This window comes from Brevundimonas sp. FV2ps16 (genome assembly GCF_058681075.1).
In genome coordinates this window covers 1629300-1645498 of record NZ_CM178728.1, presented here as the reverse complement: position 1 = coordinate 1645498, position 16199 = coordinate 1629300, and the positions used below count along the sequence as shown (strand labels likewise).

General features: G+C 66.9%; 16 protein-coding genes. 4 read left to right on the top strand and 12 right to left on the bottom strand.

What is annotated here, in order from left to right; all coding sequences use genetic code 11:
- Positions 1-151: 151 nt before the first annotated feature.
- On the top strand, positions 152-607 hold the full coding sequence (locus ACW170_RS07940; protein ID WP_492089089.1) for a chemotaxis protein CheW: 456 nt from the start codon (positions 152-154) through the stop codon (positions 605-607).
- A gap of 75 nt (positions 608-682) precedes the next feature.
- On the opposite strand, the gene ACW170_RS07935 is transcribed toward ACW170_RS07940, so the two are convergent.
- From ACW170_RS07935 to ACW170_RS07920, 4 genes are all read right to left on the bottom strand, one after another.
- Positions 683-1528, bottom strand: a complete 846-nt coding sequence (locus ACW170_RS07935) for an outer membrane protein (protein ID WP_492089088.1) — start codon at positions 1526-1528, stop codon at positions 683-685.
- Between the two features lie 134 nt (positions 1529-1662).
- Positions 1663-3354 (bottom strand): bifunctional protein-serine/threonine kinase/phosphatase, encoded by a 1692-nt coding sequence (locus tag ACW170_RS07930; protein WP_492089087.1) that lies wholly within the window; start codon positions 3352-3354, stop codon positions 1663-1665.
- Positions 3355-3419: 65 nt separating this feature from the next.
- Positions 3420-5087 carry a putative bifunctional diguanylate cyclase/phosphodiesterase gene (locus tag ACW170_RS07925; RefSeq protein ID WP_492089086.1) on the bottom strand — a complete coding sequence of 556 codons (1668 nt, stop codon included), beginning with the start codon at positions 5085-5087 and terminating at the stop codon, positions 3420-3422.
- A gap of 13 nt (positions 5088-5100) precedes the next feature.
- Positions 5101-5703, bottom strand: a complete 603-nt coding sequence (locus tag ACW170_RS07920) for a GNAT family N-acetyltransferase (RefSeq protein ID WP_492089085.1) — start codon at positions 5701-5703, stop codon at positions 5101-5103.
- A gap of 117 nt (positions 5704-5820) precedes the next feature.
- Here ACW170_RS07920 and ACW170_RS07915 point away from each other — a divergent pair, with 117 nt between their 5' ends.
- Complete coding sequence (locus ACW170_RS07915) at positions 5821-7206, top strand: DUF1800 domain-containing protein (RefSeq protein ID WP_492089084.1); 1386 nt, start codon at positions 5821-5823, stop codon at positions 7204-7206.
- Positions 7203-8399 carry a DUF1501 domain-containing protein gene (locus ACW170_RS07910; protein ID WP_492089083.1) on the top strand — a complete coding sequence of 399 codons (1197 nt, stop codon included), beginning with the start codon at positions 7203-7205 and terminating at the stop codon, positions 8397-8399. The genes ACW170_RS07915 and ACW170_RS07910 overlap by 4 nt, the downstream gene beginning before the upstream one ends.
- Here the strand turns inward: ACW170_RS07910 and ACW170_RS07905 are convergent, their stop codons facing one another.
- On the bottom strand, positions 8400-8594 hold the full coding sequence (locus tag ACW170_RS07905) for a hypothetical protein (RefSeq protein ID WP_271164422.1): 195 nt from the start codon (positions 8592-8594) through the stop codon (positions 8400-8402).
- Positions 8595-8832: 238 nt separating this feature from the next.
- On the opposite strand from ACW170_RS07905, the gene ACW170_RS07900 reads away from it, so the two are divergent.
- Positions 8833-9045 carry a cold-shock protein gene (locus ACW170_RS07900; protein ID WP_008260410.1) on the top strand — a complete coding sequence of 71 codons (213 nt, stop codon included), beginning with the start codon at positions 8833-8835 and terminating at the stop codon, positions 9043-9045.
- 1237 nt (positions 9046-10282) lie between these two features.
- Here ACW170_RS07900 and ACW170_RS07895 read toward each other — a convergent pair.
- The 7 genes from ACW170_RS07895 to coxB all read right to left on the bottom strand — a co-directional run bounded on the left by ACW170_RS07895 (position 10283) and on the right by coxB (position 15946).
- Positions 10283-10837 carry an NADPH-dependent FMN reductase gene (locus tag ACW170_RS07895; RefSeq protein WP_492089082.1) on the bottom strand — a complete coding sequence of 185 codons (555 nt, stop codon included), beginning with the start codon at positions 10835-10837 and terminating at the stop codon, positions 10283-10285.
- Between the two features lie 85 nt (positions 10838-10922).
- Positions 10923-11354 (bottom strand): NUDIX domain-containing protein, encoded by a 432-nt coding sequence (locus tag ACW170_RS07890; RefSeq protein ID WP_492089081.1) that lies wholly within the window; start codon positions 11352-11354, stop codon positions 10923-10925.
- Positions 11354-11905, bottom strand: a complete 552-nt coding sequence (locus tag ACW170_RS07885; protein ID WP_492089080.1) for a cytochrome c oxidase assembly protein — start codon at positions 11903-11905, stop codon at positions 11354-11356. The genes ACW170_RS07890 and ACW170_RS07885 overlap by 1 nt, the downstream gene beginning before the upstream one ends.
- On the bottom strand, positions 11902-12087 hold the full coding sequence (locus tag ACW170_RS07880; RefSeq protein ID WP_492089079.1) for a cytochrome c oxidase system small membrane protein: 186 nt from the start codon (positions 12085-12087) through the stop codon (positions 11902-11904). Before ACW170_RS07880 ends, ACW170_RS07885 begins: the two co-directional genes overlap by 4 nt.
- 6 nt (positions 12088-12093) lie before the next feature.
- Positions 12094-13071: a heme o synthase gene (gene cyoE / locus ACW170_RS07875; RefSeq protein ID WP_492089078.1), complete on the bottom strand. Its 978-nt coding sequence runs from the start codon at positions 13069-13071 to the stop codon at positions 12094-12096.
- 145 nt (positions 13072-13216) lie between these two features.
- Complete coding sequence (gene ctaD, locus ACW170_RS07870; protein ID WP_492089077.1) at positions 13217-14896, bottom strand: cytochrome c oxidase subunit I; 1680 nt, start codon at positions 14894-14896, stop codon at positions 13217-13219.
- 15 nt (positions 14897-14911) lie between these two features.
- The gene (gene coxB, locus ACW170_RS07865) at positions 14912-15946 is read right to left on the bottom strand and encodes a cytochrome c oxidase subunit II (protein ID WP_492089076.1); all 1035 of its coding nucleotides are present in this window, start codon (positions 15944-15946) and stop codon (positions 14912-14914) included.
- Positions 15947-16199: the final 253 nt, after the last annotated feature.

The following is a 16199-nucleotide window of genomic DNA, read 5'->3' as shown; positions in this document are numbered from 1 at the left end:
CTTAGTTTGGCATGCACAGATCTGTCCCCTCATTAACGAAATCGCTAGGCGCTTGCGAGAGACTGAAGCTGACGGGAGGACTCGACGCGGGTTCGCCTGAAGCGAGTAGTCCCGGCGGCCGACCTGGCAGCGGATGGAGAGGCGTTCTGAGATGACAGTTTCCAAGGGCGGCCGTCGTGAACTGGTCGGTTTCCGCGTCGGCGAACAGGCCTTCTGCATCGACATAACCTCCGTGCTCGAAATCCGCGGCTGGACCCCGACCACGCCCCTGCCCAAGGCGCCGGACTATATGAAGGGCGTCGTCAATCTTCGCGGCCTGGTGCTCCCCATCATCGATCTGGCGGCGCGGCTCGGCCTGCCGACCAAGGAGCCGTCGGCCCGTCACGCCATCATGGTGGTCAAGTGCGGCGCACGTACAGTCGGCCTGCTGGTCGAGGCCGTGTCGGATATCGTCGAATTGGACGACTCCGCCCGGCAGGAGACGCCGGAACTGGGCGACGGCGCCGGCGGAGCGGGCGTGATCGCCGGCATCTTCGCTGTCGACGGCGAGATGATCAGCTTGCTGGATCTGGACAACGTCCTGCCCCAGATGGCCGAAGCCGCCTAGGCCTCAAGCCCCTCCTGGAATATGAAAGACGGCCGGGGATCGCTCCCCGGCCGTCTTCATGTCCGCCCTTCGGCTCTAGAACCGGTAGTTCATACCGACGCGGAACATGTGGGTTCCGAACTTGCCGTTGCCGCGCGTCATGTCGGTCCCGGTGGTGTTCGGGGCCGAGATGAAGGGATTGGCCGGCGGGGTCGTGCCGGTGTTGCCGACGCGGATGACCGGGCTGTCCACGCTCAGCGAAGTATAGAGGTACTCGCCGCTGACGGTCAGACCGCGACCCAAGGCGTATTCCACGCCGCCGCCGGCCTGCCAGCCGTCGCCATCGTCAGACTCGCTGGTTTCAGTGAAGCTGTTGGCCTGGTTCGAGGTGCGGAACGTGTTGTCGAACTGGCCATAGGCGTAGCCGCCGGTGCCGTAGATCAGTGCCGGGCCATAGGCGTAGCCCAGCTTCAGACGGGCGGCCGCCGTGCTCTCCAGCTCGCGCGTAAAGGTGTAGTAGGCCGGCGTGGTGCTGAAGCCCGTCACCGAATCCTGAACCGTGTTGACGCTGTATTCCGCCAGAGCGCCGACGACGATATTGCCGAACTGCATATCGTAACCGGCCCGCACGCCGGCTTCGACGCCGTCGTTGTCGTCGCGGCATCCCGTGCCCGGGGCGGTGCTGGTCGCCGCGCCGCCGCAGAAGCCGGGACTAAAGGCGTTGTCGCCGGCGGCGGTCGAAACCTGGTCGCCATAGGCGCCGTCCAGATTACGGTCAAAGCGCAGGATTTCGTCGCCGTCGTCGTTGGACTGGTTATAGCCGCCGAAGATCCCGACATAGGGGCCGGACCAGTCGGGCGTGCTGGACTGGCTCCAGGACTGAGCGAGGGCGGGGGTGGAGACCAGGGCCAGCGCCAGGGCGCTGCAGGCGAGTTTCATCATCGGGGAGGAGTCCTTCGTGCCATGCGGGCACGAATGTCCCGCGCAGCCGAAAACCCTGAAACCAGAGCCTGTTCCGCCCACGTCGCGCCGCCAAATGTCGCGGCATCCGATCTGTTCTCGGCGACGTAGGGGCCCTAACGCGTGGCCAGGGCGAGCATCAGCAGGATGACCAGAACCAGGCACAGCCCCTGCCAGAACCGCACCGGATCGCGTTCGATCAGGGACAGCGGGCGGGGCGCGGGCGCAGCGGCGGCGCTGCCTGTCTCGAGCACATGGATCAGCTCCTCGACGTCCTCGAACCGCTCATCCGGATCGACGGCGACGGCGCGCATGACGGCGGCCTCCAGCCAGGCGGGCATGTCCGGTCGCCGACGGCCCAAGGATACGGGCGCGCGATCAAAGCGAGGCGCGTCCGACGGATCCACCTCGCCCCACGGATAGGCGCCGGTGAACAGCCGGTACAGGGTCACGCCCAGGGCGAACTGGTCGGTGGCGGCGTTCCCGCTCTCGCCGGCGTACATCTCGGGGGCCTTGAAGCCGGGGGTGCCGGGCGCCTCGGCCTCGGCGAACTCCTCGGCCCGTTTCAGCCGCGCCACGCCCAGATCAACCAGCTTCAGTCCGCCGTTCGCCTCCAGGATCACATTGTCGGGCTTGATGTCGCGGTGGATGACCCCGGCCCGGTGCAGCACCGCCACCCCCCGCGCAAGCTTCAGCGCCACGCCGATCCCCTCGGCGATCTCGAACGGCCCGTCCTCGGCTAAGCGCGCATGCAGGGTCTGGCCCTGATAGAAGGGCTGGACGATATAGAGCCGGCTCTGGCGGCCCGCATCCAGCGTCAGCACCTTGCCGACGAAGGGGCTGTCGATACGCCGGCCGATGAAGGCCTCGCGCAGGAAGGCCGTCCGCGCGCCCCGCTCCGACACCGCCGCAGGCTTGGGAAACTTCAGCACCACCCGCTCTTCGCCCCATCGCGCCAGAAACAGCCGCGTATAGCGCCCGTCCGCCAACAGCCGCTCCAGATGGAACCCGTCCACCGTCTGCCCCTGTTTCGGCGGCGGCAGGATGGCCAGCCCCTCGGCCTCGGCCGTGATCGCCTCCCAGTCCGGCGCCCCGATCCCCATGACGTCGATGACCAGGGCCGTGGCGTTGTCGCGCGCCCCGACCTCGGCCACCTCGTCCAGAATGGCCTGGGCGTCCGCGTCGGGCGATCCGCGCCGCGCCAGCAGTCGCGCCAGATTCGCGTCGCTCAGCACCCCGTGCACCCCGTCCGTGGTCAGCAACAGCCGGTCGTGCGGGTGCAGCTCCACATGGCGCACGTCCAGCTTGACGTCCGCCTCGATGCCGACGGCGCGGTACAGCACATGGCTCAGCCCCTCCTGCGCCCGGGTGTGATCCTCGGTCAGCCGCGTCAGCACCCCGTCGCGGAAATGCCAGGCCCGGCTGTCCCCCACGTGCAGCGCAACCGCCTCCCGCCCGCGCAGGATCAGGGCGGTGAAGGTGGTCGCGGCCGCCTCCATGGCCGGGTCGATCTTGCCGCGCGCATGGAGCCAACGGTTGAAGCCCCGCAGCGCCTTGATCCCGTTGGCGGCGATGCCGTTCAGCGGGTTCTGATCCAGATAGCCGTCGATGAAGCTGCGCGTCGTCAGCTCGGCCGCCATCCGCCCGGCCTTGGAGCCCGACACCCCGTCGGCAATGACCGCGATGACCCCATGCTCGCGCTGCTCCGCCGCCGTGCCCAGATGCACGCCGCCGAAATCCTGATTGTCCGCCTTCGGCCCCTGTGCGGTGGCGAAACCGGCGGCGATCTCCAGTCTGGCGTCGGTCACGATCCCCTCCCCGAGCCGCCATCCTAGGCACAAGGCCTAGGCGGGCGAAACTTGGAAAGTGGAATCTAAGCCGACCGCTGTTTCAGCGGCGCCGTGCCGTCCGCCAGGCTCTCGGCCAGATAGACCTCCGCCTCCTGGGCCGGGAGCGCCGGCGCATAGCCGAAGCCCTGGCCGTAGTGGCACTGGGCTTCCAGCAGCAGGGCGGCCAGTTCGGCGTTCTCAACCCCTTCGGCGACGACCTCCAGCGACAGGTCGCGGCCCAGGTTGACCACCGACTTGACGATCTTGGCCGAGCCCTCGTCCTTGTTCATCGTCAGGACGAAATAGCGGTCGATCTTCAGCGTATCGAACGGCAGGCGCGCCAGATACGACAGGGACGAAAAGCCGGTGCCGAAATCGTCCAGCGCCAGCGAGGCCCCGACATCCTTCAGCGACTGCAGCACCTCGGCGGCGTGCGCGGTGTCGCGCATGATGTCGCCCTCGGTCACCTCCAGCTTCAGCGCCCCCTTGGGCAGGCCGCTTTCCTTGATGATCCGGGCCACGTCCTCGCACAGGTGCGGGCGTTCGATCTCGCCGACCGACAGGTTGACGCTGCAGAACATCTTGCCGGCCAGGGGGTGGCGCTGGATCCATTCGGCCAGTTGCCGCGCCGACTGGGTCATCATCAGCAGGCCCAGGTCGTTCATCATGCCCAGGTCGGCGGTCAGGCCCAGGAATTCGTCCGGCGGCACCAGGCCGCGACGCGGGTGACGCCAGCGCGCCAGGGCCTCGAAGCCCGCCACGGCCCCGGTGTTCAGGTTCACGATCGGCTGGAAGAAGGGCACGATCTCGCCGCGCACGAAGGCGTTCCTCAGATCCGCCTCCAGGGCCAGTCGGCTCAGGCTGTCGCTCTCCAGCGCCCGGCCATAGGCGGCCGACCCGCCGCGTCCGGCGCCCTTGGCCGATTCCACCGCCAGTTCGACCCGGCGCAACAGTTCCGAGGCGTCCGGCGCGTCCGGCCCGCCCTCGACCACCACGGCGCCGATGGAGACGGTCGGATAGATGTCGAAACCCGCCACCCGCAGCGGCTGCTCCAGCGCCTCGCGCAGGCGATAGCTGGCGTGGGAGGATGTCTTGGGGATGATGACGGCGAACTCGTCCTCGCCGATCCGCGCGGGCGAGGCCTCCTTGGAGAAGGCGGCGGCCAGACGCGATCCCAGGGCCGACAGCACTAGGTCGGTCCGCTCGTGCCCCAGGGCCTCGTTCAGCCGGCGCAGACGGTCAACGTCGCCGACCACGATCTCGTATTCGCCGGGCTGGGTCAGGACCTCGCCGACCCGTGCGACGAAGGCGCGACGGTCCAGCAGGCCGGTCAGCACGTCCCGGTCCGAACCGGCGAACTTGGTCTCCAGCGCCACCACCCCGGCGGCGCGCAACCCGTCCTCCAGCCAGACCCCCCGCCACAGGCAGGTCTCGAATCCGCGCATGCGAAGGCGCACGGCGATCTCGGTCCCCTCCTCCTGCGGCTTCAGCATTTTCTCGGCCAGCGACCGGTCCTGCGGCATGGACGAGGCGACGAAGCCGGCGCCCGAACATTCCGGCGCCAGCGGCCCCAGCCCCAGGGCGCGGGTCGCCCCGGTGAAGCGCAGCTGATCCAGCGCGGGCGTCCAGACCCACAGGGCCGTGCCGGCGGCCGCCAGCGCCTCGATGGCGCTCGTGGCGTCCCAGGCCAGGGATCGGGGTCGCGCGTTCAAAGCTGTCGCCCTCTCAAGACGGCGTCCGGCCGCCGCGATCGATCTCGTCCTCGACGAGGCCGAACAGCAGATGATCTGCCCACTCGCCGTTAATTTTCAAATAAGCCCGGGCCAAACCCTCGTTTCGAAAGCCGGATTTCTCCAGCACCCGCCGCGAGGCCTGGTTGGTCGGCAGGCAGGCCGCCTCCAGCCGGTGCAGCTTCAGCCGCTCGAAGGCGTAGGCGACCACCGCCCGCATCGCCGCCGTGGCGTAGCCGCGCCCGGCGTAGGGTTGACCGATCCAGTAGCCCAGGGTCCCCGTCTCGGCGACACCGCGCCGCACGTTCGACAGGGTGACGGCGCCGACCAGGGTCTTACCCCCATCGACGAAGACGAAAAACGGCCAGGCGTTGCCCAGCTCCATCTCCCGCCCATAGATCGACAGCCGGCGCCGGAACGCCGCCTTGCTCAGGTCGTCGTCCGGCCAGGCCGGCTCCCAGGGTTGAAGATAGTCGCGCGACCCGTCGCGCAGGGCGGACCAGGCCGAATAGTCGGACGCCCGCGGCGGCCTCAACAGCACGCCGTCGCCCCGGACCACCGGCCCGGCTACATCGCTCATCCAGTCCAGGAGGGCCATCGAACGGCAACCTAGCGCGCCGCCGGCCGCTTGGCGACAGACGCACGGGAATCTGATCGGCGACGGAGTTTTATTTCCGAGGCGTTACACTAGAACCGACGGACAAGGAGACCGCCCATGGCCGCATCTTCGACCGACGCCGCTGTCGCCTTGACCCGCCTGGGTCTCGGCGCCCGCCCCGGCGAGATCGCCCGCGTCGCCGCCGATCCGCGCGGCTGGGCCCTGGCGCAGATCAGATCCGACGGCGCGCCCCAGCCGCTCGGGACCTTCCAGACCACCGACCAGCGCATGACCGCCTTCCTCGCCTATCGCGGCAGCGAGGGCCCACGGCGCAACCTGTCTGACGCCGAAGCCGAGGCGGCGCGAGCGGCGCGCCAGTCTGCCCGCCGCGCCATCACCGACGACACGGCCGATGCCTTCCTCGCCCGCACACGCCACGGGGCGACGACGGACCAGGGCTTCGCCGAGCGCTGGGCCCTGTTCTGGGCCAACGTCCTGACTGTATCGGCGGTCAAGTTCGACAGCGGCGCCTTCGTCGATTCCTATGAGCGCGAGGCCATCCGACCGAACGTCTTCAGCGCGTTCCAGGACCTGGTCGTCGCCGCCGAACAGCATCCGGCCATGCTCCTGTACCTCGACCAGGCGCGTTCGACCGGCCCCGGCAGTCCGGCCGGCGCCCGGCGCAAGCTGGGCCTCAACGAAAACCTCGCCCGCGAGATGCTGGAGCTTCACACCGTGGGCGCCGACGCCGGCTATACCCAGGCGGACGTCACCGAACTGGCCCGCGCCCTGACCGGCTGGTCCGTTCCCAGACACCAGGACGCGCAAACTCAGGGCGCCTTCGTCTTCCGCGCCAATGTCCATGAGCCCGGCCCCCGCACCGTCATGGGCAAGATCTATCCGGCGACCGGCCGCGCCGCCGGAAAGGATCAGGGCGAGGCGATCCTGCGCGATCTGGCGCGTCATCCGGCCACGGCGCGACGTCTGTCGCACCGGATCGCGGCCCATTTCGTCGCGGACGCCCCGCCCCCGTCCCTGGTCGCGCGACTGGAAACGGCCTGGACCCGCTCCGACGGCGACCTGGCCCAGGTCGCCCGCGCCCTGGTCGAGGCGCCCGAGACCTGGGCGGCCCCGCCGTCCAAGATCAAGACGCCGTATGAGTTCGTGGTCTCGACCCACCGAGCGCTCGGCGTCCCGCCCGAGCGTCTAACGCCCCTGCGCCAGACCCTGGTCGCCATGGGCCAGCCGCCGTTCGCCCCGCCTTCGCCGGAAGGCTGGCCCGACACGGCGGCCGACTGGGCCGGGCCGGACGCCCTGGTCAAACGACTGAATTGGGCGCGGTCCGCCGCGGAGATGGCCCGCACGGCCGACATCGTCGCCACGGCGAACGACACGCTCGGCGACCGCCTGTCCGAGCGCACCCGCCTCGCCGTCGCCCGCGCCGAGAGCCGCACCGAAGCCCTCACCCTTCTCCTAATGTCGCCGGAGTTCCAACGCCGATGACCCGTCCGCCCATGAATGGCCTCGCCCTCAACCGTCGCGCCCTGTTGGGCGCCTCCGCCGCCGGAATCGGCCTGGCCTTCGCGGGCCGCGTCGCCGCCCAGAGCCGAGACCCGGCCAACAAGCTGGTGGTCGTCATCGCGCGCGGCGCCATGGACGGCCTGTCCGTCACCGTCCCCTACGCCGACCCCAACTATGTCCCCCTGCGCGGCGGCCTGGCCCTGCCCGCGCCGGGCGAGACCGACGGCGCGCTGGCCCTGGGCGAGGGCTTCGGCCTGCATCCCGCTCTGACCGGCCTGCACGCCCTCCATGGCCGCAACCAGCTCCGCTTCGCCCCCGCCGTGGCCCTGCCCGTGCGGATTCGTTCGCATTTCGAGGCCCAAGACGTGCTGGAAAACGGCGGCGAGACCCTGAGCCGGCTGGACGACGGCTGGCTGAACCGCGCCCTGGTCGCGGCCGGCGGGACGCGGCTGCGCGGCCTGTCGATCGGCGCCCAGACGCCGCTGATCCTGCGCGGCGACGCCCCTGTGTCCAGCTGGGCGCCAGGCGGGCGCGTCCGGGGCGGCGACCGGATCGCCTCCCTGTTGCAGGACCTCTATGTCGACGATCCGATGCTGGGCCAGAATCTAGCGCGCGGCCTGGCGACGGAGGCCCTGATCGCCATGGACGGTCCGGGCGAAACCGTCCGCCGCAACGACGTCCAGGCGCTGGGCCGCGCCACGGCCAAACTAATGACCGGTCCAGAGGGCGCCGACATCGTCGCGGTCTCCCTGGACGGTTGGGACACCCATGCGGGCCAGCGCGGCCAGCTTCAGACCCGGCTGACGGGTCTGGACCAGCTGATCGCGGGGCTTGAAGCGGGTCTGGGCGACCAATGGGCCCAGACCGTGGTGGTGGTGGCGACCGAGTTCGGCCGCACCGCCCGCGCCAACGGCACCCAGGGCACCGATCACGGCACGGGCTCGTCGCTGTTGCTGGCGGGCGGCGCGTTGAAGCCCGGCGGCCTGATCGGCGACTGGCCGACCCTGGCCGACAACCGCCTGTTCGAAGGGCGCGACCTGGCTCCGACCCTGGACATCCGGTCGGTGTTCAAGGGCGTGCTGCGCGACCATCTGGGCCTGGACCGCGCCTCACTGGACGCCCGCGTCTTCCCCGACAGCGGCGCCGAGGCGCCGGCCCTGACAGGCCTCGTCTGATTAGGCGGCCTCGGTTTCGACCGGGATCTTGCAGATGCGGTTCAGGTCGGCGCGGATCGAGCTGCCTTGGAAATGGGACATTTCCGCGCTGGAATAGCCCTCGGCCGACAGCGCCTTGACGACGTCGCCGGTGTTCAAACAATCAGGGGTGCGAGCGAGCTGATAGGCGCGCTCCACAACATGGATACGGTTCATGGTGAAGCCTTTTCGTGTCCACATATAACGCGCTTCAAGCTCCACCGTTCCCTAGCCCGGAAAATCCTTCTCTGCGGCCGCGCTTGCATTTGTCTCAAAGACCTGAATACATAGAGCTCGTCGATCTCTCTGCGTAACGCCCACTCTCTCTGCGAACGCACGAGTCAAGGCCGCTCCCATTCAGACCCGACAGGCCGAACGGACGTTCCCTCGGTCAACTGCTAACGGAGGTCTCAAAATGGCTACCGGCACTGTTAAATGGTTCAACCCCACCAAGGGTTACGGCTTCATCCAACCCGACGACGGCGGCAAGGACGTCTTCGTCCACATCTCCGCCGTTGAAGGCGCTGGCCTGCGCGGCCTGGATGAAAACCAAAAGGTTTCCTACGAGCTGGAACGCGACAAGCGTTCGGGCAAGGAATCCGCTGGCCAGCTGCAAACCATCGGCTGATTTCAGCGTCACAGCTGATTTGGCGACGGCGGCTCCGCAAGGAGCCGCCGTTTTCAATTCCGCCTCTAGGCGGCCTCTAGGCGGCCTCTAGCGAGGGTTCGTTTCTCGGGGCCCGATCAATGGGCTCCCGTCGGCGCCCCTCGACCCAGACCTCTCGGAGATTCGGCGTCGGATCAGGGCGTGAGCTTACCCCTTTCCTCAGGCGGGCTCCCAAGCTGTCGAGGAGCGAGATCAGGACAATGCCGAGATTTAGAACTTGATGGTCGAACTGATCTTCATCTTGATAGTGAGGCACATGGGCTCGCGTCCAATAACGCTGTTCCCGATACCAGCGTCCAACGAAGCATTTTGTTCCATTTTTCCAATATTTGAGAGCATTTACTCTACAATTTTATTTGGAATATTCGAATATTTTACTGTCGCTGGTCTGGCGCTGCACAATCCAAAGCCAGAATAGTGTGGCATTCCAACACGAGCGACTACTTATGCCTGGTTTCCTGATCCAGGCCTGCGGCGCTCAGACCGCGATCACCCCTTGGTCTTCTCGATCCACATTGAGAAGGCGTCTATGAACCCCTTTAGGAAGTCCCGCGTCCCTTCGTTCTTCAGCTTGCCGTGCTCGTCCAGCAGGTCGGCGACGCCGCCCAGATAAGGCTTCGGGCTGGGCCGTGCTCTTCAGCGTCGATCTCTACCGTGACGGACTGCCGCGACTTCTCGGGATGGAAGGAGAATGGTCCCGTCCCAAGTTTCTCAGGCGGCTTGTGAAATTCGAGTGTAGCTAGATAGCCGAGGGCGGAGACATATATTTGCGCACGGCAAGAGAACCCGGACGCGTCGTTCTTTAAGCGGCATGCGTAGATGCTGGTATCTTTAGACACATTGAACTTCAGTCGAGCCTTCGACCGCCTCACAGCGATGATCGCGACCCGATCATTGTTTGATCTTTGAAGTCCCCGAGACAGTCGGAGATGTTCAGTGAAAGCCGCCCGATCCTCTGGCCCTAGCGAATCTCCGCATGCGTTTAAGACCGCTTGCTCGTAGGCCCTCGGCTTCGTGAAGTAGCCGAGCTTGCTCGCAATCTTTTCAAACATGCAAACCGCCTTCCTATGCCCGACCGGTATGGCGAGCATGAACTTGAACGATCACTAAAGCGCGCCAAACCGAACAGCATGAGTGTTCGCAACGGGTCGAAAAGAGAAACGGCTTCCGCTCCGTCAATCAGACTAAGTCAACCGCCTCACGCCTTCGTCTTCTCGATCCATGCCGCGAACGCGTCGAGGAACCCCTTCAGGAAGTCCCGCGTGCCGTCGTTCTTCAGCTTGCCGTGCTCGTCCAACAGATCGGCGACATTGCCGATATAGGCTTCGGGCTGGGCCATGGTCGGCATGTTCAGGAAGACCAGGGGCTGGCGCAGGTGGTGGTTGGCGCCGAAGGCGGCCAGGGCGCCGGGCGAGACGCTGACGATGGCGGCCGGCTTGCCCGACCAGATGCTGTGGCCATAGGGGCGCGAGCCGACGTCCAGGGCGTTCTTCAGCGCGCCGGGGATCGAGCGGTTGTATTCCGGCGCCACGAACAGCACGGCCTGAACCCCCGCCATCTCCGCCCGGAACCGGGCCCAGGCGGCCGGTGGCGTGTCCGTATCCAGGTCGGGATTATACAGCGGCAGGTCGCCGATCTCGACCAACTCCACCTCCAGCGCGGGCGCGGCCAGAGCCTTCATTTCCAGGCCGATGGCGCGGGAATAGGACCCCTCGCGCAGACTGCCGACGATCAGGGCGACGCGGACGGACATGGGGACGCTCCGGGTTGAGAGGGTTCAAGCGCCAGCATAACAGATCGCAACGCCGGATGTTCCCCTCAACCACTGCCACCCCGCGCTACCCCCGCGCCTCCCCCCGCGCTTCCAACGCCGCGAACGCCGTCTTCGAGAACACCGACAGCGGCTGCGGCAGGTCGTCCAGCGCGAACCAGCCGATCTCCGACAGCTTGTCCGGTTCGGTCAGCCGCGGCTCGCCGGTGAAATCCCGCGCCAGATAGATCAGCGACACCCAGTGCTGGCGATCCGCCGCGATGATCTCCTCAGACACGCACAGGAACTCGACCGCCCCGATCGTCAGCCCGCTCTCCTCCTCGGCCTCGCGACGCGCGGCCTCGGCGGACGGCTCCCCATGATCGACCTTGCCGCCGACGATGTTCCAGTGCCCCGCCTCGGGCGCCTTCAGCCGTTTGCACAGCAGCACCCGCCCGTCGGCGCGCTGGATCACCAGACCACAGCCGACGCCGGGAAAATCGACGCCGGGTCGGGCCATCAGACGTTCGGACCCGTCGGCGCGTCGACCGACGGATAGAAGGTGTAGCTCAGGGTGATCTCGCGCGCGCCCTTGGCCTCGCGATCCGTGGCCAGTTCGGGGGCGATGAAATACTGGACCGGAAACTGGCGCGTCTCGCCCGCCGCCAGGGTCTGATCCTGGAAGCAGAAGCACTGCAGCTTCTGGAAATAGGGGCCGGTGTATTCCGGCACGACATTGTAGCCGGCTCGCACGTGGATCGGCTGGTCCGAGGTGTTGGTGACGTCGAAATAGGCCAGGCCCGTCGCGCCGATCCGCACCCTCTGGGTCGTCTGTTCGGCGCGGAAACTCATGGGCAGGCCGCCCCGCACATTGGTGTCGAACCGCACCAGCACCGTCTGGTCCAGGACCGTGTCCGGCGCCTTGTCGGCCCGGCGCACCGTGCCGTCGAAGCCGGTGACCTGGCAGAACATCCGGTAAAGCGGCACAGCCGCAAAGGCCGCGCCCGTCATCCCCATCACGCCCAGGACGCAGACGATGGCGATCAGGTTCTTGCGGCCGGGATTGTTCATCGCGGCGCCGCCATCGAACCGCCCGGCGCCGGGCCTTCCAGCAGGGCGCGCTCAGCCGCCTGGTTCTGTTGCAGGCGCAAGACCGTGGTGGTGAAGACCAGGACGATGAAGGCCACCAGGGCCGCCGCGATCCAGACGTTGCGCCGCTTGCGGGCGCGCAGTTCCTCGGGCGTCAGACGCATGGTTCGTTACACTCCCAGGCCGGCCACGGCCTCGACCAGGAAGGCCGAGAACAGGGCGACCAGATACAGGATCGAAAAGGCGAACAGGTCACGCGCCGGTTTGGCCTGGGCCTTCACATCATACAATGCGGCCTCGCGTCCCACCGTATCGGCCTTGTCCGGCTCGTCCCCGGCGCGCGAGCGATACAGCCGCCAGGCCAGACCGAGGAAGCCAAGGCCGCCGGCGACCGACACCACGGCGTAGATCAGTCCGCCCATGCCCACCAGGGCCGGCGCCACGGCCGAGGCGATGAAGACCAGGGAATAGATCAGGATCTGCAACCGCGTGGACTTGGCCCCCCGCGCCACCGGCATCATCGGTATCCCCGCCTTGGCGTAGTCGCCGGCCGAATACAGGGCCAGGGCCCACGAATGCGGCGGGGTCCACAGAAAGATGATCAGGAACAGCAGCCAGGCCTGCCAGGGCGCGTCGCCGGTCGCCGCCGCCCAGCCGATCACCGGCGGAAAGGCGCCCGCCGCCCCGCCGATGACGATGTTCTGCGGCGTCCGACGCTTCAGCAGCAGGGTGTAGAAGCCGGCGTAATAGACGATGGTCAGGGCCAGCAGACCGGCCGCAGACCAGTTGGTGTTCATCCCCAGCAGCATGACCGAGAACAGACTCAGGATGACGCCATAGGCCATGGCGTCATTCTTGCGCACCCGCCCCGCCGCCACCGGCCGGCCGCGCGTGCGCCGCATCAGGGCGTCGGTCTCGCCCTCCAGCGCCATGTTCAGAGATCCGGCCGCGCCCGCGCCCACGGCGATGCACAGGATGGCGATGGCGGCGACCAGCGGGTTCATCGATCCCGGCGCCATGACCAGTCCGGTCGCGGCGGTGAAGACCACCACCGACATGACGCGCGGCTTCAGCAGCTGGAAAAAGTCTTCCGGCTGGGCGGTCGAGAGGACGGGGCGATCAAGGTCTGTCGGAGTCACTATGGTCATCTTCTACACCCTCAGCCGCGGGCTTGTCCCGAGACTCGAGGTCTCAGCGAAACGAAAAGGGCCTCGAACATGACGCCCGAGGCCCTCGCTGTATTGTGAGGTCCGCCGTCGCCCTCGGGACAGGCCCGAGGGCGACGAACGGGCTTCAGTGTTCGTCGCCCTTGACCACCGGCAGTTCGTTGAACTGGTGGGTCGGCGGCGGCGAGGACAGGGTCCACTCCAGGGTCGTGGCGCCCTCGCCCCACGGATTGGCGACGCCCGGACGACGACGGATCGCCGCTTCGGCCAGCATGACCAGGAAGACGATCACGCCGACGATGGTGATCACATAGCCCCAGGACGAGACCTGGTTCCACAGGGTGTAGGCGTCCGGATAGTCGATGTAGCGACGCGGCATGCCTTGCAGACCCAGGAAATGCTGCGGGAAGAAGATCAGGTTCACGCCGACGAACATGATCCAGAAATGGGTCGCGCCCAGGAACTCGTTGTACTTCACCCCGAACATCTTCTCGAACCAGTAGTAGAAGCCCGCGAAGATGGCGAAGACGGCGCCCAGAGACAGCACATAGTGGAAGTGGGCCACGACATAATAGGTGTCGTGCAGGCTGTAATCGATGCCGGCGTTCGACAGGACCACGCCGGTCACCCCGCCCACGGTGAACAGGAAGATGAAGCCGATGGCCCACAGCATGGGCGTCTTGAAGCTGATGGACCCGCCCCACATGGTGGCGATCCAGCTGAAGATCTTCACCCCCGTCGGCACGGCGATGATCATGGTCGCGGCGATGAAATAGGCCCGCAGATTGATGCTCATCCCGACCGTGTACATGTGGTGCGCCCACACGATGAAGCCGACGAAGCCGATGGCCACCATGGCGTAGGCCATGGCCAGATAGCCGAACACGGGCTTGCGGCTGAAGGTCGAGACGATGTGGCTGATGATGCCGAAGCCCGGCAGGATCAGGATGTAGACTTCCGGGTGGCCGAAGAACCAGAACAGGTGCTGGTACATGATCGGGTCGCCGCCGCCGGCCGGATCGAAGAAGTGGGTGTTGAAGTTGCGGTCGGTCAGCAACATCGTGATCGCCCCCGCCAGCACCGGCAGCGACAGCAGCAGCAGGAAGGCGGTGATCAGCACCGACCAGGCGAACAGCGGCATCCGGTGCAGCGTCATGCCCGGCGCCCGCATGTTCAGGATGGTGGTGATGAAGTTGATCGCGCCCAGGATCGAGCTGGCGCCCGCCACGTGCAGGGCGAAGATGGCCAGGTCGAAGGCGGGGCCGACGTGGCCCGTGGTCGACAGCGGCGGATAGGCCGTCCAGCCCCCGCCGAAGCCCTTGCCCGGCCCGCCGTCGGTGAACATCGACAGCACCAGCAGCACCCAGGCCGCCACCAGCAGCCAGAAGGAGATGTTGTTCATGCGCGGGAAGGCCATGTCCGGCGCCCCGATCATGATCGGCACGAACCAGTTGCCGAAGCCGCCGATCATGGCGGGCATGACCATGAAGAAGATCATGATCAGGGCGTGGGCCGTGACGGTGACATTATAGCCGTGCTTGGACTGCTCAACGAGACCCAGCAGCTGGATCGACGAGCCTTCCTTGAAGATCTGGATGCCCGGCTCGGCCAGTTCCCAGCGGATCAGGCCCGACAGTGCGCCCCCGACCACGCCCGCCATGATGGCGAACAGCAGATACAGGGTGCCGATGTCCTTGTGGTTAGTCGACAGGAACCAGCGGGTGAAGAAGCCCGGCTTGTGGTCGTCGTGGTGATGAGCCTCGGGCGCGTGAAGCGTATCGCGGGTCGAGATGATTGCGTCAGCCATGGAACTGCTCGCCTCTTACTGGGCGGCCGGCGCGGCGGGGGCCGCGGCGGGAGCGGGTTGAACGGTCGGCGCCGTCGGCGTCGTCGCGGTCTGAGCGGTGGGGATGCCGGTGGTCGCGCCGGCCTGCGGGCCGGTCGTCGCCGTGCCGATCACGGGCGCGCCGGTGGTTCCGGCCTCGACCTGAGCCGCCGTGCCGCCGGGCGCGGCCTCGGGCGTCTTCGGCGTCATCGAGCCGCCCTTGGAGGCGATCCAGCGCTCGAACTCGGCCTGGGTCACGACATTGATCTGGATCGGCATGAAGGCGTGGTCGACGCCGCACAGTTCCGAGCACTGGCCATAGAAGACGCCGGTGCGCTCGGCCTTGAACCAGGTCTCGTTGACCCGGCCGGGCACGGCGTCGGTCTTCAGACCGAAGGCCGGCAGGGCCACGGCGTGGATCACGTCCGAGGCGGTGATCAGCAGGCGCACCGTCTTGCCGACCGGCACCACCATCGGCTCGTCGGCGGCCAGACGATAGACGGCGTGCGACAGACCGCGCTCGGCCAGTTCGTCCTCGGGCACCATGTTGGAGATATATTCGGCCACGCCCTGGTCGGGATATTCATAGGCCCAGTTCCACTGGTTGCCCGTCACCTTCACCGTCAGGTCCGGCTCGGGCATGTCGTGATAGGCGAACAGCAGCCGGAACGAGAACAGGGAGATGAAGACCAGAATCACCACCGGCAGCACGGTCCAGATCACCTCGACCGTGGTGTTGTGGCTCCAGCGCGCCGGCGTCGGATTGGACTTCTTGTTGTAGCGGAACACGATCCAGGCCAGCAGGGCCAGAACCAGCAGCGTAATCCCGGTGATCACCGGCATCAGCACGATATTGTGGAACCAGATGGCGTCGTGCTTCAGCGGCGCGGCGGCCGGCTGCAGGTCGATGCCGCCCGGCGTGGGTTGGCCCATTAGATCCTGCGCCCACGTCGGCGCGGCGGAGAACAGTGCGATCCCGACAGCTGCAGCCGCCGCCTTCGCTCTTCCCAGGGCTCGTGTCCCCATTCCCATACGAAGTCCCTATATTGTCTTTTACAGCAGAGACTTGCGAGTGAATCGCAAGTCTTTACATGGGCATGTTCATCCGCCCGGCACTGCTGTGAGTCCCTATCGGATCGCCCCTCGCTTGCCAAGCGATCCGCGCCGCCTCCGCCGCAAACTCGCCCCAAACCCGCTCGCGCCTCGCCGAACTTCGTTGGATTAAACCTTCGTCATGTTTAAACAGGTACCTTGCGTCACAAGGTACCTTGTCGTACTCAATCTC